Origin of the sequence: Bdellovibrio sp. (genome assembly GCF_047637665.1) — a bacterium.
Taxonomy (GTDB): domain Bacteria; phylum Bdellovibrionota; class Bdellovibrionia; order Bdellovibrionales; family Bdellovibrionaceae; genus Bdellovibrio.
Genome location: NZ_JBLJBT010000033.1, coordinates 62246 through 79956 on the forward strand (window position 1 = coordinate 62246; position 17711 = coordinate 79956).

The 17711-nt window shown below is 47.1% G+C and carries 18 protein-coding genes; 13 read left to right on the plus strand and 5 right to left on the minus strand.

The features are described from left to right. Window positions 1-3 precede the first annotated feature (3 nt). Both ACM64D_RS11095 and ACM64D_RS11100 read left to right on the plus strand, forming a co-directional pair. Entirely contained in the window at window positions 4-384 is a 381-nt protein-coding gene (locus ACM64D_RS11095) for a DoxX family membrane protein (RefSeq protein ID WP_415063286.1), read from the plus strand. Window positions 385-401: 17 nt separating this feature from the next. Next, window positions 402-1103, plus strand: coding sequence for a pirin family protein (locus tag ACM64D_RS11100; protein WP_415063287.1), 702 nt, complete (start codon window positions 402-404; stop codon window positions 1101-1103). Between the two features lie 51 nt (window positions 1104-1154). Here the strand turns inward: ACM64D_RS11100 and hpt are convergent, their stop codons facing one another. The 3 genes from hpt to ACM64D_RS11115 are packed head-to-tail and all read right to left on the minus strand — an operon-like array spanning window position 1155 to window position 3558. Continuing rightward, window positions 1155-1685, minus strand: a complete 531-nt coding sequence (gene hpt, locus ACM64D_RS11105) for a hypoxanthine phosphoribosyltransferase (protein ID WP_415063288.1) — start codon at window positions 1683-1685, stop codon at window positions 1155-1157. A gap of 19 nt (window positions 1686-1704) precedes the next feature. Beyond that, on the minus strand, window positions 1705-2493 hold the full coding sequence (locus ACM64D_RS11110; RefSeq protein WP_415063289.1) for a uracil phosphoribosyltransferase: 789 nt from the start codon (window positions 2491-2493) through the stop codon (window positions 1705-1707). Between the two features lie 21 nt (window positions 2494-2514). Further along, window positions 2515-3558 carry a hypothetical protein gene (locus ACM64D_RS11115; protein ID WP_415063290.1) on the minus strand — a complete coding sequence of 348 codons (1044 nt, stop codon included), beginning with the start codon at window positions 3556-3558 and terminating at the stop codon, window positions 2515-2517. Between the two features lie 162 nt (window positions 3559-3720). Between ACM64D_RS11115 and rsmH the strand changes: the two genes are divergently transcribed. The 6 genes from rsmH (at window position 3721) to ACM64D_RS11145 (ending at window position 10397) form a co-directional block, all read left to right on the plus strand. After that, a complete protein-coding gene (gene rsmH / locus ACM64D_RS11120; RefSeq protein WP_415063291.1) occupies window positions 3721-4707 on the plus strand; it encodes a 16S rRNA (cytosine(1402)-N(4))-methyltransferase RsmH in 987 nt (328 codons plus the stop codon). After that, window positions 4688-5023 carry a histidine kinase gene (locus ACM64D_RS11125; RefSeq protein WP_415063292.1) on the plus strand — a complete coding sequence of 112 codons (336 nt, stop codon included), beginning with the start codon at window positions 4688-4690 and terminating at the stop codon, window positions 5021-5023. The genes rsmH and ACM64D_RS11125 overlap by 20 nt, the downstream gene beginning before the upstream one ends. Next, entirely contained in the window at window positions 5024-7006 is a 1983-nt protein-coding gene (locus ACM64D_RS11130) for a penicillin-binding protein (protein WP_415063293.1), read from the plus strand. A 105-nt stretch (window positions 7007-7111) separates the two neighbouring features. Further along, on the plus strand, window positions 7112-8689 hold the full coding sequence (locus ACM64D_RS11135; protein ID WP_415063294.1) for a RecQ family ATP-dependent DNA helicase: 1578 nt from the start codon (window positions 7112-7114) through the stop codon (window positions 8687-8689). Between the two features lie 74 nt (window positions 8690-8763). Then, window positions 8764-9528 (plus strand): nucleotidyltransferase domain-containing protein, encoded by a 765-nt coding sequence (locus ACM64D_RS11140; protein ID WP_415063295.1) that lies wholly within the window; start codon window positions 8764-8766, stop codon window positions 9526-9528. Then, the gene (locus ACM64D_RS11145) at window positions 9525-10397 is read left to right on the plus strand and encodes an NAD-dependent epimerase/dehydratase family protein (protein ID WP_415063296.1); all 873 of its coding nucleotides are present in this window, start codon (window positions 9525-9527) and stop codon (window positions 10395-10397) included. Before ACM64D_RS11140 ends, ACM64D_RS11145 begins: the two co-directional genes overlap by 4 nt. On the opposite strand, the gene ACM64D_RS11150 is transcribed toward ACM64D_RS11145, so the two are convergent. Further along, window positions 10383-11060 carry an alpha/beta hydrolase gene (locus ACM64D_RS11150; protein ID WP_415063297.1) on the minus strand — a complete coding sequence of 226 codons (678 nt, stop codon included), beginning with the start codon at window positions 11058-11060 and terminating at the stop codon, window positions 10383-10385. The two genes, ACM64D_RS11145 and ACM64D_RS11150, sit on opposite strands and share 15 nt — an antisense overlap. 69 nt (window positions 11061-11129) lie before the next feature. Here ACM64D_RS11150 and ACM64D_RS11155 point away from each other — a divergent pair, with 69 nt between their 5' ends. Then, complete coding sequence (locus ACM64D_RS11155) at window positions 11130-12623, plus strand: UDP-N-acetylmuramoyl-L-alanyl-D-glutamate--2,6-diaminopimelate ligase (protein ID WP_415063298.1); 1494 nt, start codon at window positions 11130-11132, stop codon at window positions 12621-12623. A gap of 4 nt (window positions 12624-12627) precedes the next feature. Beyond that, a complete protein-coding gene (locus tag ACM64D_RS11160) occupies window positions 12628-14037 on the plus strand; it encodes a UDP-N-acetylmuramoyl-tripeptide--D-alanyl-D-alanine ligase (RefSeq protein ID WP_415063299.1) in 1410 nt (469 codons plus the stop codon). Here ACM64D_RS11160 and ACM64D_RS11165 read toward each other — a convergent pair. Further along, a complete protein-coding gene (locus ACM64D_RS11165) occupies window positions 14034-14498 on the minus strand; it encodes an HPP family protein (protein WP_415063300.1) in 465 nt (154 codons plus the stop codon). The genes ACM64D_RS11160 and ACM64D_RS11165 overlap by 4 nt on opposite strands. A 204-nt stretch (window positions 14499-14702) precedes the next feature. Here ACM64D_RS11165 and mraY point away from each other — a divergent pair, with 204 nt between their 5' ends. The 3 genes from mraY (at window position 14703) to ACM64D_RS11180 (ending at window position 17649) form a co-directional block, all read left to right on the plus strand. After that, a complete protein-coding gene (gene mraY / locus ACM64D_RS11170; protein ID WP_415063301.1) occupies window positions 14703-15779 on the plus strand; it encodes a phospho-N-acetylmuramoyl-pentapeptide-transferase in 1077 nt (358 codons plus the stop codon). A 4-nt stretch (window positions 15780-15783) separates the two neighbouring features. Further along, window positions 15784-17172: a UDP-N-acetylmuramoyl-L-alanine--D-glutamate ligase gene (murD, locus tag ACM64D_RS11175; protein WP_415063302.1), complete on the plus strand. Its 1389-nt coding sequence runs from the start codon at window positions 15784-15786 to the stop codon at window positions 17170-17172. Between the two features lie 93 nt (window positions 17173-17265). Continuing rightward, the gene (locus ACM64D_RS11180) at window positions 17266-17649 is read left to right on the plus strand and encodes a hypothetical protein (RefSeq protein WP_415063303.1); all 384 of its coding nucleotides are present in this window, start codon (window positions 17266-17268) and stop codon (window positions 17647-17649) included. Window positions 17650-17711: the final 62 nt, after the last annotated feature.

Below are 17711 nucleotides of genomic sequence, written 5' to 3' on the forward strand. Positions count from 1 at the left end.
TAAATGAACAAAGCTAAGTTGGCAGTAAGAGTGATTTTCGGTTTGATGTGGGTGATCTTTGGACTCAATTTCTTTTTCCAATTTTTACCCCCACAGCCACCGCCACCAGAGGACGCGATGAAATTCTTGGGGGGCTTGATGACGAACCCCTATATGATGCCTCTGATTAAAGTCATAGAGGTCACCGTGGGTGTGCTGTTGTTAGCCAACATCGCGGTGCCTTTGGCATTGGTGATTATCGCCCCGATTACTGTGAATATCTTTCTGTTTCACACAGTCTTAGCCCCTGCAGGGGGCGGACTTGCAATTCTTATGTTTGCACTTAATGTGATCTTAGGACTTGCTTACATTAATAGTTACAAGCCTCTTTTCAAAAGAGGCTGAGAAAAAAGGAGTTAGTTATGCTGTATCTTCGTAAATCTGATGAACGAGGTTATGCTGAATTTGGTGGTTGGTTAAAGTCTCGCCATACGTTCTCTTTCAGTGAGTACTATGATCCCCAATTTATGGGCTTTCGTGATCTTCGTGTGATCAATCAGGATTGGATTGCGAAGGATTCAGGATTTCCAACCCATCCTCATCGAGACATGGAAATTATCACCTATGTCTTGAAAGGAACGGTGGAGCATAAAGACAGCCTGGGCAATGTGGGGCAAATTCAAGCTGGGGAAATTCAGACGATGCATGCTGGAACAGGCATTCGTCACAGTGAATACAACCCCTCCAAAGCGGAAGAGCTTCAACTTTTTCAAATTTGGATTATGCCGGATGTGGCTGGGGCACAGCCGGGATACACGCAGCAGTCTTTTAATCGGGAGCAAAAGCTAAATCAGTTGAAGCTCTTGGTCTCTAAAGACGGGCGTTTGGGCAGTCAGAAAATCAATCAGGACGTGGATCTGTATGCCTCGGTCCTCGAGGGCGGTATAGAGCAAGAGTTTGCGATCCGTGGGGGGCGAGGAGCCTGGGTGCAGTTGGCGGAAGGAGAGCTTGAGGTGAATGGAAAAGTTCTCAAATCTGGCGACGGTCTGGCGGTGCAGGACGAGAGCCTTTTGAAGATAAAAGCTCTTAAAGAGACTGAGTTTTTATTATTCGATCTTCGTTAAAGCAAAAGGGAGCTCTGAGAGCTCCCTTTTGCTTTTTGAATCTTTAAACCACTATTGGAAGTTCTGAACTTGCGCAATGTAGGGAAGGTTGCGGTAGTAACCTTGGTAATCAAGGCCGTAGCCAACAACGAAGTCATTGGGAATTTTAAAGCCGACGTGATCGATATCGCACTTCACTTTCAGAGCATCTGGTTTTTCAAGAAGAGCGATGGTGGTCAGGCTTTTGGGTTTGCGCGATAAGATAGAATTTTTTAAGTAATTCATCGTCAAACCTGTGTCGATGATATCTTCCACCAAAATCACATGGCAGTTTTCAACGGGGCTTGCGAGATCCAAAGTGACTTTCACTTCTCCAGAGGACGATGTGCCGCCATGATAAGATGAAACACCGAAGAACTCGCATGTGATGTCTGCGTTGATGTTGCGGATAAGGTCAGAGTAGAACATGAAGGAGCCCTTCAATACGCAAACCGCAACAACTTTTTCGTTTTTAAACTTTTTAGAAAGAGTTTCGCCCAGCTCTTTTACTTTGTTCTGAATTTGTTCTTCAGTGAGGTAGGTTTTAAGTGAAAGATTTGTCATAGTGATGTTTCTCCGTCTCTTACACAAAAGAATTGTTCATAATTTCGCCGAAACCGCCGCCGCCCGGAACGATGTATTGTTTGTCGTTGAGGCCGCGTTCCTGGTCCCAAAATTGGCCGGGAGTCGCCTCTAAAACTGCCTGAGGAGATAGTCCTCGGTCAAGCCTTAAGGCATAGATCACGACGTCCGGGTGCGCCTTGAGTAGATTCTTCAAATACTCTGGCGTCACAATCAGATTCAGGGCGATAAACTTTTTGGCGGGGCCGGGGATATGGGTCTTGTAGTGGTCGATGGCAGTGACCATTGTATTCCCGGTGGCCCCCATGGGGTCGGGGAAGATGACGTGGGCATCTTGCACATCGCCCCCGATTTTCATTCCACCGAACTCAGCCCCCGTGACGGCTTCTTTGCTGTTTGTCACTCGGGCCGCAAAGATATGATCCTGGCGGACGCTGGGGGCAGGGAGGGAGTAGTGCAAAAAATTATAACAGATATGGCTGGGGTAAGTCCCGGCGCGAGCAAGATTGACACTGACCGCTTTCTGGCTTGCGGCGATCCTTGTGCCTTGCAGCTTTTTGCCGGGATGAAGGGCGGTCATTCGTGTCGGCTCTTCAAATTTTTCAATCGTAAACTCGTTATTCACTGTGATGGAGATCAAATGAGTGTAAAGAACTTCCACGATGCGGTTGATCTCGGGTTGAAAGCTTTCTGGAGAGCAAAGTCTTGCTAAAAGACCGTTGAGAAAAGGGCTATCGATGATGTGCACCTGGGGCCCATAATGATGGGTCAACTCTTGTTGGAATGGCATGGTGGAACCTTTTTATTTAAGTTAGTTGCCTTTTTCGAACTCAATAAAGATCACAAAATCACTGTCTCCAGCTCGGAATTGAGGGGAGCGTAAGATTTTGTAGATGTCGTACGAAACGAGTTCGTCTTCATTTTCTAAATTAGACTGTGCCGGCATGACGCCCGCCATGAAAAAGCCCGTGTCACCACCAATTTCGAAAATGGCCGGGAAAGACTTTCTTTGAATTTCAAACGTTCCTGCGGAGGTGGGCTCGCGCCAAGAGCGAAGAACCTCAAAATTTCCCCGCAGATTATTGGCATCCATTTCATTCACTTCAAATACCGACGTGTGTCCGATTTCTCGGGACGGATCGCGAGAATCTTTGATGCCGTAAAACCATTGCGCGGCGGCTTTGGCATCGGTGAGGGAATGTTCTTCTTTGTGAAGGATCTTAACTTGGGGGGCGCTCAGGGCTTTGTTGATGCCGGGAAGAATGCCCGCTGAGTAATCGTTAAAGCTCATAAATTGACCCGTGTTGCGACTGGCGGAAATAAAAGAGTTGAGGCTGCCGCGTCCGACTTCGGCATAGTAGAACACCAAATGGGGGGTGCCTGCTTTAGTCAAATTTTTGGTGTCTTTGGTTTTGTCGCCGACGGGAGTGGCTGTCGGGGAGGGCGCTGCTGCGGCTGTTGGGGGAGTCACTTTGTAGGCAGTGACGACGCCATCAGCAGCGTCGGCATCAGCAGGAGGAGCGACTTGTGAGGCTTGATCGGTCGTAGGCTCCTCGTGGGTGGCTGAGGCCTCTGCGAAATTAGCGGCAGGATTGCCGGTTGAGGCATTGATTTGAACTGTGGATTTAAGATAGCTCACGCGGCGCTCAAGATTTTGTTGGCCCTTTTGATAAAGAGTGATGCCAGCGCCGCTTGCGATAATAACCAAAAGAGAAAGTTGAATCAGCGGGTTGCCAAAAAATTTTTTCCATGCGGGAGGAGTGGCCGGTTTGAAGTTTTCAATGTCAACGCCACACTGAGCACAGTATTTGTCTTTAGGTTGTTGGAAACCACAACGTGGGCAGTTAATGAGCATCGAAATTCAAGTCCTTTTAAATATTCGAAAAATCCTTAAAAATAGACTAAGGCAAAGCGACTTGACCCACAATAAAATTATTCATACCTTTTGAGAGCGGGATCCTCGCGTTCTTACAGGAGAACGTGCTGGGGTGACTGAAATTATTGCGAAGAGTGGTGGATGAAAAAGTACAAACCAAAATCCGGCGAAAAAGTGGAAGTGATTGAAGAAATTATCCCGCCGAAGGTCGAGCTTCCCTTTGAGTTTTCACCAGAGCATTATCCAGTTCTTCTGCAGGAGGTCTTGGCGGCTTTCTATCCCTATCGCCAAAAGCCGGATGCAACCTATTTTGATGGCACCTTCGGAAGGGGAGGACACTACTCTGCAATGAGGTATGTGATTCCCCAGATGAAAGCCACGGTTATGGACCAAGATCTAGCTGCCGTGGAGTTCGCGAAAACCCGTTTCCAGACTGAAGTCGAGAAGGGCCAGTTAAAGGTAATTCATGGAAACTTCTCACAGTTTTCAGAACAAAATATAAAAAATTTTGATATGATGCTCTTAGATCTAGGTGTGAGCTCTCCGCAGTTGGACCAGGCCGAACGAGGCTTTAGTTTTTACCACGATGGCCCCCTGGATATGCGAATGAATCAGCAGCAAGGATTGACGGCTGAGGTGCTTGTGAATACGGCAACAGAAGAGGATCTCATTCGAATCTTCAAAGAGTATGGCGAGGTTTATCGTCCGGCTCGTGTCGTGCGTGCGATCGTTCAGGATCGCAAAGAAAAAGCATTTCAATCGACCAAACAACTTGCGGGACTTATTGAGCGCGTGGATGGATGGCAAATCAAAGGTCATCATCCAGCGACGAAGTATTTCATGGCTTTGCGTTTGGCGGTGAATTCCGAGCTGGAAGTCATAGGGGAAGCTCTTCCTGCGATGATGAAGGCTTTGAATCCCGGAGGACGTCTTGCCGTGATCAGCTTCCATTCGTTGGAAGATCGTATTGTGAAGAATATTTTCCGTAATGCGGAAAATTTAGGAAGATCGGTTTATAAAAAAGTGATTGTTCCCACTCAGGAAGAGTGTGACAAAAACTCTCGCTCGCGGTCCGCGAAGTTGAGAGTCTTCGAGAGGAGTGCTCAGGATGAGCTCGGAAAACTTTAGGCAGTTAAAGCCGTTCTTTAGTATTTTACTAATCATAGCAACCTTGTTTTCGATCGTCTTCTTGCAGATGGAAGAGCGTCGTATGGGTTACAGTGTTCTCAAATTAACTCGTGAACATAAAAAAGTTTGGGAAGAAAAACGTGTCAAAGAGATCGCTTTAGCGAAGATCACACGTCCGCAATTATTGGACACCGTCGCCCAACAGAAATTCACACTTAAAAAAGTTCAAGCAAATCAGATCATCCATCTCAGTGGACCTATTTCCGAGAGTGTGGATAAAGTCGTGAATAAAGGCCTGGCAAAAAAGGATCTGTAGTTGAAAACACGTATTGTAATTATCTTCGTTGGTATTTTGGCGTTATGGTCGATGCTGATCTTGCGTGCGGGCTATTTGCAGTTCCTGCCGAATGATCGATTGAACTCTTTGCAGAACAGACAGTTTCAAACAAAGGTCACCTTGCAGGCTCGTCGCGGCGCTATTGTCGACAGCAATGGGCGTGATCTGGCAATGTCGGCCACGGCGTATTCCTTATATGCGGATCCCAAAATTTTGGAAAACAGAAAAATGGTGGCAAAAAAGCTGGCCAAGGTTCTGAATCAGAATCCGGAAGCGATTTTTGCCAAGATCAAAGATGGCAACCGTCGTTTCGTTTGGATTCAGCGCATGTTAGAGCAAGATAAAGCGGATGAAATCAAATCTTGGAATTTGCGAGGTCTTTCCTTCGTGGAAGAGTGGCGCCGCGTTTATCCCAACGAGACCCTGTTAGCGCAAACCTTGGGATTTCTGGGGATCGAAGGGCAAGGTCTTGAGGGGTTGGAGCTGGGCTACAATCAACTTCTGACGGGCAATCAAAAAAAGGTCATGGTTAAGAGAGACGCCCGCGGCCGTCCTTTGATTAACGATGGACTGATGTTCACGGAAAATCCAGAAGGTAGCGAGTTGCGTTTGACCGTCGATGCCGATCTTCAATATCGTTTGGAGTCTGAATTGGTGAATGCCGTGTCAACTTTTGAAGCAGACCACGCCGTGGGTGTGATTTTAGATGCGAAAACGTCGGCTGTCTTGGCGCTGGCTTCGGCGCCTTCTTTTGACGTGAATAAAGCGATGAAGTCTTCGGCAGAGCATCGCAGAAATAAGATCGTCACGGATGCATTTGAGCCAGGCTCTACGATGAAGACTTTTGTAATTGCGGCCGCTTTGCGTGATAGTTTGATTCAGCCAAACACAAAGTTCTATTGTGAAAAAGGCAGCTTCAAAGTGGGTGATCGAATTATTCGTGAGGCCGAGTCCAAAGAAAAATTTGAGGATCTGACGGTGGCGGAAATTCTGGCGGTGTCTTCGAATGTGGGCACCACCAAGATTGCTTTTAAGATGGGCCCCGATCGCTTGCGCCAAGGACTTCTTGATTTCGGTTTTGGTCAAAAGCTGGGGGTGGATTTGCCTGGTGAGGCTCGAGGAATGGTTCAAGCTCTTCCTTGGCGTCAACATCTTCTCAGTAATATTTCTTTTGGCCATGGAATTTCCGCGACGCCGTTGCAGGTGGCGAATGCTTTTGCGGCGATTGCCAACGGGGGAGTTCTCAACACTCCTTACATCGTTCAATCTGTTCGCGATGTCGAAACAGGAGAATTCACAGAGACTAAAGTAAAACCTATCCGCCGGGTTCTTTCTGCAGAACAAGCTGCACAGATGCGCGCTATGTTGTTGGGTGTGACCACTAAAGGCGGTACTGGTGGAAATGCGCGTGTTGAAGGATTCATGGTGGGAGGGAAGACCGGAACGGCTCAAAAGGTCAACCCCAATGGGCGTGGTTACTTAAAAGGCGCTTACATCTCAAGTTTTGGTGGTTTTATTCCGGCCAACGATCCTAAGTTTGTGATCTATGTGGCGGTGGATTCACCTCGGAAAGCCTATTATGGGGCGACTGTGGCGGCACCGTTGTTTTCGCGTGTAGCCTCTTATGCCGTTCGTAAAGAAGGCATCGCACCTCTGCAAATGGCCGAGGAGTCGACGAATCAGCCTAAAGCCAGAAAAGCACTTGTTGCAGAGGCGAAACCCGCTCCTAAAATGGCCATCGACACCGCCTTGACAGCAAGTGATCTTGAAAAGGCGACTGAAGTTGCAACGGGGGAAACAGTCCCGAATCTGCTAAACATGACCACTCGCGAGGTTTTACGAAGAGTGAGCGGTCAACAATTAAAAGTAAAATTTGTGGGGCAGGGGACGGTCAGTGAAGTTTCTCCTAGTGTGGGTTCCTTAGTTCCGGAAAATAAAGAAATCACCGTCATTATGAAATAAAACGGGTTTCGGACAGGTTTTGAAAGAATACGAGATGGCTTTTCACCATCTTGTTTTTATTTTGGTCGACTCTTTGCTTTCTTGTTGCTCCAAAGGGGGCTTTACATGAAAGTGTCGGTTATGGAAATCACAGTGACTCCGCAAGAGAGTCTTTTAAAAAAACATTTCAATCTTTCTCAGTTTCGTCGCGGTCAAAGAGAGATCATCGAGGCGGTGTTGGAAAGAAAAGATGTCCTTGCGGTTTTGCCAACAGGGGGAGGTAAATCTTTATGTTATCAATACCCCGCTATTCATTTTCAAAAATTAGTTATTGTGATTTCGCCGTTGATCGCCTTGATGAAGGATCAGGTCACGGCTCTAAAAAAACTAGGTATTCCCGCCGGATGTTTGCACTCAGGGCAGTCCGATGATGAAAAAAGAGAAGTCTTTGCGGAACTCAATAAAGGGGGCGCTTTCGTTTTATACCTGTCCCCGGAGAGAGCGCAAAAAGAAGGATTCCAAAAGTGGATTCAACAAAGAGCCATTGCCCTCTTTGCGGTGGATGAGGCGCACTGTGTTTCTCAGTGGGGGCATGATTTTCGGGAAGAGTATGCGCAACTCAGTATTTTAAAAAAGCTCTGTCCTCAGGTGCCAATTTTGGCGCTCACAGCTTCGGCGACCCCGACAGTTTTAGATGATATTTCCAAACATCTTAACTTAAAAAAGCCCGAACGAATGGTTCACGGTTTTTACCGTTCGAATCTTTATTATCAAGTGGAGTTGTGTGAAAACGAAGAGGCCAAACTGGAGCTTCTACTACAAAGTATCAAACAAACTCCGACGGGAAGAATTATTGTCTATTGTGGGACCCGGAAGATCACCGAGACGACGGCGGCTTTGTTAGAAAAGAAATTCGCTCAAGTGGGATTTTATCACGCGGGCCTTTCCGCTGAAGTCCGGGCGCAAACTCAAGATGCCTATACATGTGGAGATCTGCGTATTTTGGTAGCCACCAACGCTTTTGGAATGGGCATTGATCAGCCGGATGTGCGTTTGGTCGTTCATTATCAGATTCCCGCGAATATCGATGCTCTCTATCAGGAAATGGGTCGAGCGGGGCGCGACGGTCAGGAGTCAACTTGTCTTGCTTTGTACTCAAAAAAAGACAAGGGTTTGCAAGGATATTTCATCATCAACTCGGAGGCTCCAGAAGAAATCAAAAACGCCCGTTGGCGAAATTTGGATGCTCTGGTGAATTACTCCGAGGGCAGTGAGTGTCGTCACGCTGAAATTTTGACCTATTATAAAGACTCTCAGCGCATTGAGCGTTGTGGGCACTGTGATAATTGCGATTCCCGATCCTCTCGCCGAGTTGTAAAACCGCTCACCCCGTTTGTGAAGTTGGATTTGGCTTTGGATAAAGTGAAGACGACCCTAAAAAAAGCCAAAAAGCCCAAGGCATCGCCTCTTGATTTTGCCATGGATGAAGTCCAAGAAAAACGTTACGAAATCCTTAAAAAATGGCGCAAAGAAAAAGCCAAAGAGTTGGATGCGCCGGCGTTTGTGGTGTTTAGCGATCAGACACTGAAACATTTGGCTGTCAAAAATCCGCAAAGTCTTGACGAGATGAAGTCCATTTACGGAATTGGCGAAGCCAAGTTGGAAAAATTTGGATGGGATGTTTTGGCGGAACTCACACGCTAGAACGTAAGTCTTATAAATTAATACTTAAAAAAACGACCCTGGAGGCTGCCTTCGGGGAATGTCATACTCGATGTATGAAGCAGATCTTCTCTAAGAAACTAATTGTTGAAAGAATGAATGAGGCTTTGGCCGCCACACCCCAGGTTTTTGCCGCTTGGTTGGGTGGATCAACGGCGACAGGCTTTGAAGATGAATTATCCGACACGGATATCGTGGTCATTTGCGAAGATCCTCAAATAGTTTTTTCTGTCTTGGAAAAAACGTTGGCCTCTTTGGCGACTCTTTCTTTTGTCTGGAAGGTCGAAGAGTCTTTCTGGAAAGGATTTTCTCAAAAGTTCTATGTCCTTGCCGAGACTCCCGAAACCTACTATTTGGATGTGGGTGTTTTCCAAAGCATCAACCCTCAGGACTATCAGGAATTCTTTAATATTGAAAGGCATGGGAGGCCGATCATTCTTTTTGATAAAAAAGGAATTTTACAAACAGCCTCCTTGGCTCCTCGCTATGAGGCACCCAAACTGTTCGATTTAGCCCAGTGGCAGGCGCGTTTTGAGATCCTGTATCGGACCTTCTTAAAAGAATCTTTGCGCGGAAAATATATCGATAGTTTTTTGTTCTACCAAAGATTGGTTGTCTTGTGGGTGCAGTTATTAAGGCACCACCAGACACCGCAAAAGCATGATTTTGGTCTTCGCTATATATATCGGGATTTTTCTCCAGAAAGAGCTCAAGAGGTGGAAGCTTTGCTTAAGGCTAACACTCTTGAGGATTTGCAAAAACAGGCGGCAAGCCTTCGGCAAAAGGCGATCGCCTTCATCAAAGACGGAGAGAACATATGAAGATACTCGTTATTGGAGGAACCCGATATTTTGGCAAACGTCTGGTCCATCTTTTACTCAAGCAGGGGCATGAGTTGTGGGTGCTGTCTCGGGGGCAAGTTGAAGATGACTTCGGGGCGCGTGTTCATCGATTGAAAGCAGATCGATCTCATAAAGAAGCCCTTTTGCAGGCCACTTCGGGTCTTGAGTTTGACGTGGTGATGGATCAAGTTTGTATGAATGCCAGCCAGGCGGCTCTTGCCTGTGAGGTTTTTGCACAAAAAACAAAACACTATGTGATGACCTCCACATTGTCTGTTTATCCTTTGGGGGCCGACCTCAAAGAAGCAGAAGTGGATCCATTGCAATATCAAGCCAAGCCCGCCACGAACGCGGCCGAAGAGTACGCCGAAGGGAAAAGAGCAGCCGAAAATTATTTCGCAACAAAAGCTCCTTTCACCTGGGCTTTTGCCCGCTTCCCGGTTGTTGTGGGTGAAGACGATTACACTTTACGTCTTCACCATCAAGTGAAGCGCGTTCTCGAAGGGAAAGGGATCTATTATCCGAACCTGAATGCTAAGTTTTCTTTTATCACCTCTGAGGATGCCGCGAAGGCCCTGTTCTGGCTGATTGAAAATAGAAAGCAGGGTTCTTACAACTTTGCCTCCGAAGACGCCATTTCGTTAAGGAGGTTGATTGAAGAAGTAGAGCTGGTCACGGGAAAGAAAGCCTCTCTTTTGGAAAGGCCTGATCAGGAGGCTTGGTCTCCGTTTGGAATTCCTGAAGACTGGTATATGAATACGGAGAAAGCGCAATCCGAAGGCTTCACCTGTCAGCCTCTCCGTAAGTGGCTTCGACCACTGTTAAAAAAGATTTTAGATGGTATTTAAATACTCGCCGATCTTGGTAAGCACTTGAGGGGGAATTTCGTGTCCTCCGCGGAAGGAAAGTAAAGAGCCTTTCATTCCATTTTGCGTAAGAAGTGTTTCCAGCTTTTGTGCCTGCTTGAATCCAAGGATGGGATCCATTTCTCCGTGACTTTGGAAGAAGCGCTGTCCCGCTCTCGCTGGGATGTGTTTTTTCCATTCTTCTTGGTGAAGCAGAGTTCCTGACATAATGACAAGTCCTGCCGGCGTTTCCGGCGCGCGCAGGTAAAGTTCCGTGGCGAGCATGGCTCCTTGGCTGAATCCGCCCAGGACGATTTTGTTCCAGGGAACTTTCATCTGGCGAATCACTTCCATGGCCATGTCGTAGGCTTTGCTTAGACCTTTGGGGGTTTCACCCGAGAGATCTCGATGTTCGCCGCGTTCAGCGGCTCTTTGGATTTCCATCATGTCGATGGTCCACCAGGCCCGTCCCATCCAAGCTGGACCTATGGGAACTTCGAGGATTCCGTTGGGGAACAGCCAGTTGTAGGTTTTCTTGGTTGAAATCATGTCTCCCAAAGGGAAGAGGTCATTACAGTCGGCACCGAAGCCGTGAAAGAAGATCACCCAGGGGGCGTTGTCGTCTTTATTTATTTCTTGGCAATGTATTTTTCCGAGTTGTCTCATGACTTAGTCATACGCTAGTCTTAAAACTTAGTCTACGCGCCCTGCGCAGAATAGAATGGATTTCGCCTGATGACACTAAACCATCTATTTTCAGTGATACCCGGTTTATCCGACAATCCTCTTTCACATGAAGTGGAGGTGTCTGGAATCTTTAATGATGCGCGATTGGTTGTCCCCGGCTCGGTCTTTGTGGCAATTCGAGGAAGTCAATTGGACGGACATACTTTTGTGAGGGATGCGATTCACAAAGGGGCCGTTGCATTGGTTGTTGAAGATCGGACGGTCGTGCCAATAGAGTACGCGGGATTTGTTTTGCAAGTTCCCAATTCTCGGGAGGCCTTGGATCTTTTAGCCAGCCGTTTTTATTGGGAGCCAGGGCAAGAACTTTTTTGTGTCGGTGTTACCGGGACCAATGGCAAAACTTCCGTCACGTACATGACGGAAGCCATCTTCAATGCGGGAAAAATTCCGACCGGTGTTATTGGGACCGTCAATCATCATCTCGGCGAAAAAGTGTGGCCCTCCGAAATGACAACTCCCGACCCCATATTTTTGCAAAAACGATTGCGGGAGTTTCGCTCTGAGGGAGCGATGGCGGTTGCGATTGAGGTGTCGTCTCATGCGTTGGATCAAAAGCGTGTGGATAGTGTGCCCTTTAATACCGTGATTTTTACAAACCTGACCCGCGATCACTTGGACTATCACCAAACGATGGATCAATATTTCGAAGCCAAACAAAGACTTTTCACCGATCTTCTTTGGAAGACCGAGAAACGCCCTTGTTTTGCGATCATTAACACGGCCGATAAGTATGGGCGTCGTTTGCGTGTGGCGGACCCGGCCATCTTATGGACTTACGGAGCAAAAGATTCTGACATTCGTTTTGAAATTTTAAAGATGGATTTTGCCTTAACCCAATTTAAAGTTCAAACCCCTATGGGCGACGGGGAAGTTCATCTTCCAATGTCGGGAACTCACAATGTGATGAATGCTTTGGCGGCGTTGGGGGCGGGATTGTCCGCGGGGCTGCCTTTGTCATTATGCATATCCGCACTCAATCAATTTACGGGGGTCCCAGGGCGTCTGCAGTCAGTGCCAGGTCCTCACGATCTGTCCGTTTTCGTCGACTATGCCCATTCCCCAGATGCTTTAGAAAATGTCTTAAGTGCTTTAAGGAAGGTTCGCGAGAACTTGGGTTCCTCCGCGCGTATTTGGACGCTTTTTGGTTGTGGTGGAGACCGCGATAAAGGCAAGCGCCCCTTGATGGCGCAAATGGCCCTTAAATATTCTGACGAGGTTGTCATTACTTCCGACAATCCTCGCACGGAAGATCCCGAAGTCATTATCAATGATATTCTGGCAGGGGTCGCCGCCAATGAGAAATCAAAAGCCACTGTGATCGTGGATCGTAAAGAAGCCATTTTGCAAACAATTCGAAAAGCTCAACCCGGCGATGTGATCCTTATCGCGGGGAAGGGGCATGAAGATTATCAAATTATCGGTAAAGAAAAGTTTCCTTTTAGTGATGTCAAAATTGCCGAAGAAGCCTTGCGAGGGAGATAACACAATGAGAGCCATGGATGTTCAAACTATTGTGAAAGTTACAGGGGCTCAGTCCTTAAGTGTGAAAGAAAAGAATTTTGCGGGAATCGGCACGGACACGCGTCTGGATTTGTCGGGTCAATTGTTCATCGCTCTTAAGGGGGAAGCGTTTGACGCTCATGCCTTTTTAGAAAAAGCCGTGCAGCAAGGTGCCGCAGGGCTTTTGGTTCATGAAGAAAATGAGCAAGTTCAAAAGCTCAAAGGTCAGGTCACAATTTTAAAAGTTCCTGACACCCTCAAAGCGTTGCAAAGATTGGGGACGTGGGCTCGCCGAGAATCGAAAGCCAAAGTGTTGGCAATCACCGGCTCTAACGGAAAGACGACGACCAAAGAATTCACGGCGGCTCTTATCGGGACGGCGAAAGATGTTCACTACAATAAGGGAAGCTTCAACAATCATTGGGGTGTTCCCTTCACACTTTTGCAGCTTCCTCCCACAAAAGATATCGCCGTTGTCGAGATGGGCATGAATCACGCGGGGGAACTGACAGAGCTTGTGCATATTGCCGAGCCTGACGTGGTGGTCTGCACGATGGTAGGGCGTGCCCATATGGAGTTCTTTGGAACTATCGAAAAGGTGGCAGAAGCCAAAGAAGAAATTTATGAGGCGGCAGGGTCCGACACCGTCCGCATTTACAATCTTGATAATCCGCAGACCCATAACATGTATGTGAAAGCGTGTGAAAAGTATCCTCACAATAAGTTGATGACATTTTCTTCGGAGGACCCTCGCGCCAATGTTCATCTGATGATCAGCGCTATGAGTATGACCGAGCTTTCGATCAAGGGAACAATCGGAGGCACAGAAGGCAGCGCGCGTGTGCAGGTGTTTGGTTCGCAGAATCTGACGAATTTGATGGCGGCGGCCTCTTTGGGGTTGGCCGCAGGCCTGTCTGCGGAGCAAGTGTGGAAAGGGCTCTCTCAGTGCAAAACCAATTGGGGACGCAATCAACTGGTGCACTTGAAGTCGGGAGCTCAAATGATTTTTGATGCTTACAATGCAAATCCAGATAGCATGAAGGCCTTGATCGACAACATGAAACTTTTGTCTGTGCCCGGCCGTAAAGTCGGCGTTTTCGGTCAGATGAGAGAGTTGGGAAGTGCCTCAGCTTCGTTGCATGAAGAGTTAGGTTCGTGGGTAGGGCAGGCTGGCTTTGATAAAGTTTATTTTATTGGTGATGACTTTGAAGCTTTTAGCAAAGGTTTGAGCAAGGCGGGTTATCACAACCCATCCCTCATTGAAAAAGATTTTAAAGAATCTTCCGGGCTAGATCTTGCTCAGTATTTGAAGTCAGGTGATATCGCGGTGGTGAAAGCTTCAAGGGGCACAAAACTAGAACGTTTTGTCGCCCCCTGTGAGCCCCTTGATTTTTAGATACCAGCTTGGCCCATCATGTAGGCGGCTCTTTGCAGTGCGGGATTGATGAGTATTTCATTCAGCACCCAAGTCGGGCCGCTTTCTTGTTTAAGAAGTTGATCCAAAAGAACCAACATATCTTCAGAAGTGACAATGCCGACCACTTCGTCTTCTTTAGTGATTAGGAAAGCGGAAATCTTTTCTTCAATCATCGCATCGACCACAGCTTTTAGTGGAGTGTCGACACTGAAGGTTTTAAGCGGAGAACTCATCAGAGTTCCAACCCGAGTTTCTGGAGATGGAGATCTTAAAAGATCGCGCTCAGAAATCATTCCCACAATGTATTCTTCGGCTTCATCCATCACAGGGAGATGACGGATCCAGTAGTTCGACATGAGTCGATAGGCTTCGGCGGCAGTGGCCTCTTTTCCGATAGTAACCAGTTTGCGAGTCATGTGATCTTTCAATGCCATTTTCATGAGGTCCCCCTTTTTTCGCTTTTTATTCTAGTCAGTTTAGTCTTGAATGAGTATGACCCCTGTCATATGTCAGGTGATTTGAAAAACATAAGTAAAAACAAATAGTTATTAACTTTCCCTTGCTTTTAAGAAGTTATATATGCTAAATCCTTTAAGTTCTTAGCGTATTTTAATTCTTCAGTCGCAACAGGGGATCAGCGCAGCATGCTTTATCAATGGCTTTACTCGATGGCGGATCAGTTTTCGCCACTGAATGTTTTCCGGTATATCACCGTTCGTACTTTCATCTCATTTTTCACGGCTTTTTTGTTGTGCTGGATGTGGGGACCTTACTTCATCAAGCGTTTGCAGATGAAGCACTTTGGTCAGAGTATTCGCGATGATGGTCCTCAGACGCACAAGAAAAAAGCAGGAACTCCGACAATGGGCGGAGGTTTGATTCTTCTGTCGACTCTCATTCCGTGTTTGTTATGGGTCGATATGATGAATCCTTTGGTATGGGCTGTGCTCATTATTACCTGGGGTTTTGGATTTATCGGTTACATGGATGATTGGCTCAAGGTCAGCAAGAAAAATTCAAAAGGACTTTCGGGAAAAATTCGTTTGGCTGGAGAATTTCTTATCAGCGGAGCTGTGATTGCGGCCTTAGTTCACTTTCATGGGCTTAGTACGGCCGTTACCGTGCCTTTCGTGAAATCAGTGTCTTTGGATTTGGGATATTTCTATGTCGTATTCGGCTCTCTGGTCATCGTCGGAACAGCCAACGCCGTGAATTTGACGGATGGTTTGGATGGATTGGCGATTGTGCCCGTGATGATTTCGGCAGCGACTTTGGGACTTTTTGCTTACGTGACTGGTCACTACTCTATTGCGTCGTATTTGCAGATTCCTCACGTTGTCGGGGCGGGCGAGTTGACTCCGGTGGCTGCGACGATTGTGGCGGCTGGTATGGGATTCTTGTGGTTTAATGCGTATCCCGCACAAGTATTCATGGGGGATGTGGGTTCTCTTTCTTTAGGTGGTTTCTTGGGCTCGATGGCTGTCATCACTCAAAATGAGCTCTTGATGCTTGTCTTGGGTGGCGTTTTTGTGGTCGAAGCTCTTTCGGTTATCACGCAGGTGGTTTCGTTCAAAACGACGGGAAAGAGAGTCTTTAAAATGGCTCCTCTTCATCATCACTTTGAATTGGGCGGTCTGACAGAAACGAAGATCATTGTTCGTTTCTGGATTATTTCTATTTTATTAGCGGTATTAAGTCTGGCGACTCTGAAATTGAGGTAAGAAAATGTATAAAGAGTTTAGTGAATTAAAAGATAAAAGAATTTTAGTTGTGGGACTGGGTAAGACCGGTGCGGCGTTAGCTCACTTCTTGACCAAACACGGCGCTCAAGTGACGGTGACAGACCACAAGTCAAAGCCTGAGTTGTCGACACAGTTAGAACAATTGGGTGATTTGCCAATTAAGTTTGAGTTGGGTGGGCACAGTCCTAAGACGTTCATCGCTCAAGATTTGGTGATTTTGTCACCGGGGGTTCCCAGCAACCTTAAGATCTTTGATTATGCCCGTTCTCAAGGAATCAAAATCACGGGAGAATTCGAGTTCTCGGCGGGATTCATTAAAGAGCCCATCATTGGTTTGACGGGAACCAACGGTAAAACCACCGTGGCCAAAATCACTGAAGCTATTTTGAAAGAGTCCGGCATCAAAACATGGGTGGGCGGAGCGAACGAAAAGCCTCTTGTCGACTATCTTCGTGCCGATGAGCGTGCCCAAGTTGTGATCGCAGAAGTTTCAAGCTTTATGCTTGAGCATTGCGACACGTTCAACCCCATGAACATCGTATTTACGAACTTGGCGGAAAATCACTTGGATCGTTATCGTTCCATGGAAGAATATGTGAATGCGAAAAGACGCATTTTCAAAAACACCAATCAAGCAACCACCAGCATCTTGAATGCTGATGATAATGCAGTTGTGGAATTGGCCCGCGATCCCGCAGTTCAGCGCGGACGTATTTTCTATTTCTCTCGCAAACCCGCTCTAGAGCCGCAAATCATGAACATCGGTGGTGCCGTGAATATCGGTGATGAAATCCGTGTACGCACGGGTCCTGAAATCGAGAGTTTCACGATCAAAAATATGAAAATGCGCGGGAAACATTCTATCGAAAACGTGATGGCTGCGATCTTGGCTTCGCGTGAGCATGGGGCTACTCGCGAGGCCGTTCAAAAAGTGATCGACACTTTCACGGGTCTTCCTCATCGTATCGAGTACGTTCGCAAAGTCGGCGGAGTGTTGTTCTACAATGACTCTAAAGCGACTAACGTTCATGCTGTTTTGCGTGCGTTGGATACTTTTGATGAAAACGTCATTTTGATTGCGGGTGGAAAAGACACCAACTTGAATTACGAACCTTTGCGAACCGCCGTGAAGAGAAAGGTGAAAACCTTGATCTTGGTCGGGGAAGCGAAAGAAAGAATCAATCGCGACCTTGGGGACTTCTCAGAGACCTTCTTGATCGGTACTTTTGAGGAGGCGGTTTTGATCGCTTACCAAAAGTCGAGAATCGGGGATACGGTCCTTCTTTCTCCAGGCTGTTCTAGCTTCGACATGTTTGACAGTTTCGAAGAACGCGGAGATTATTTTAAGGAAATCGTGAGAAAGTTTCATTGAGCGATCAACGCTCATCTGTACGGGGCGCCTTCGTGGTGCCTCCATAGAGGGACTTCCAAGAGGGAGGTCCTTTTTTTTAGCTAGGAGGGCTGTGTGTTCCAACGTCTTTTTATTCCGTTAACTTTGTCGGCTTTATTCCTTTCGGGTTGTGCTTCTGGCACCTTTAAGGCCCGCCAAGAGCAACGCGAAAAGCTGGCCGCGAGCACAGGAATGTACTGTGAGTTTGTCAGCGGTGATCTTTTTCCAGATGTCGATGTTGAGCTGAGTATGAAAATGGCCAGTCGCTGTGATTCCAGCAAAAGCTTTTCAATCACCAATTATAAGAATTCTTCTGATCAGGCGGGTGTAATTTACTGCTGTTCCATGGCAGGCAAAGGTGAACGCCGTGCGGCTGTTTCCTCTTCCTCAGAAAAGAAGGCAACTCCGGCAAAAGGGAACTCCGCACAAGATCCAAATGCCGACGTGATCGCCGAGTAGCTGGGTCCAGCTTTTTTACTCGTGCTTTGAGAGTCATAGACGATAAAATGGACTTCTGATTA

What these genes read in the sequence shown, in the direction of transcription:
- hpt (WP_415063288.1), bottom strand. Translation starts at nt 1,685, where the DNA reads ATGACAAATCTTTCACTTAAAACCTACCTCACTGAAGAACAAATTCAG.
- murD (WP_415063302.1), top strand. Translation starts at nt 15,784, where the DNA reads ATGTATAAAGAGTTTAGTGAATTAAAAGATAAAAGAATTTTAGTTGTG.
- ACM64D_RS11095 (WP_415063286.1), top strand. Translation starts at nt 4, where the DNA reads ATGAACAAAGCTAAGTTGGCAGTAAGAGTGATTTTCGGTTTGATGTGG.
- ACM64D_RS11160 (WP_415063299.1), top strand. Translation starts at nt 12,628, where the DNA reads ATGAGAGCCATGGATGTTCAAACTATTGTGAAAGTTACAGGGGCTCAG.
- ACM64D_RS11155 (WP_415063298.1), top strand. Translation starts at nt 11,130, where the DNA reads ATGACACTAAACCATCTATTTTCAGTGATACCCGGTTTATCCGACAAT.
- rsmH (WP_415063291.1), top strand. Translation starts at nt 3,721, where the DNA reads ATGAAAAAGTACAAACCAAAATCCGGCGAAAAAGTGGAAGTGATTGAA.
- ACM64D_RS11135 (WP_415063294.1), top strand. Translation starts at nt 7,112, where the DNA reads ATGAAAGTGTCGGTTATGGAAATCACAGTGACTCCGCAAGAGAGTCTT.
- ACM64D_RS11110 (WP_415063289.1), bottom strand. Translation starts at nt 2,493, where the DNA reads ATGCCATTCCAACAAGAGTTGACCCATCATTATGGGCCCCAGGTGCAC.
- ACM64D_RS11145 (WP_415063296.1), top strand. Translation starts at nt 9,525, where the DNA reads ATGAAGATACTCGTTATTGGAGGAACCCGATATTTTGGCAAACGTCTG.
- mraY (WP_415063301.1), top strand. Translation starts at nt 14,703, where the DNA reads ATGCTTTATCAATGGCTTTACTCGATGGCGGATCAGTTTTCGCCACTG.
- ACM64D_RS11140 (WP_415063295.1), top strand. Translation starts at nt 8,764, where the DNA reads ATGAAGCAGATCTTCTCTAAGAAACTAATTGTTGAAAGAATGAATGAG.
- ACM64D_RS11125 (WP_415063292.1), top strand. Translation starts at nt 4,688, where the DNA reads ATGAGCTCGGAAAACTTTAGGCAGTTAAAGCCGTTCTTTAGTATTTTA.
- ACM64D_RS11165 (WP_415063300.1), bottom strand. Translation starts at nt 14,498, where the DNA reads ATGAAAATGGCATTGAAAGATCACATGACTCGCAAACTGGTTACTATC.
- ACM64D_RS11100 (WP_415063287.1), top strand. Translation starts at nt 402, where the DNA reads ATGCTGTATCTTCGTAAATCTGATGAACGAGGTTATGCTGAATTTGGT.
- ACM64D_RS11115 (WP_415063290.1), bottom strand. Translation starts at nt 3,558, where the DNA reads ATGCTCATTAACTGCCCACGTTGTGGTTTCCAACAACCTAAAGACAAA.
- ACM64D_RS11150 (WP_415063297.1), bottom strand. Translation starts at nt 11,060, where the DNA reads ATGAGACAACTCGGAAAAATACATTGCCAAGAAATAAATAAAGACGAC.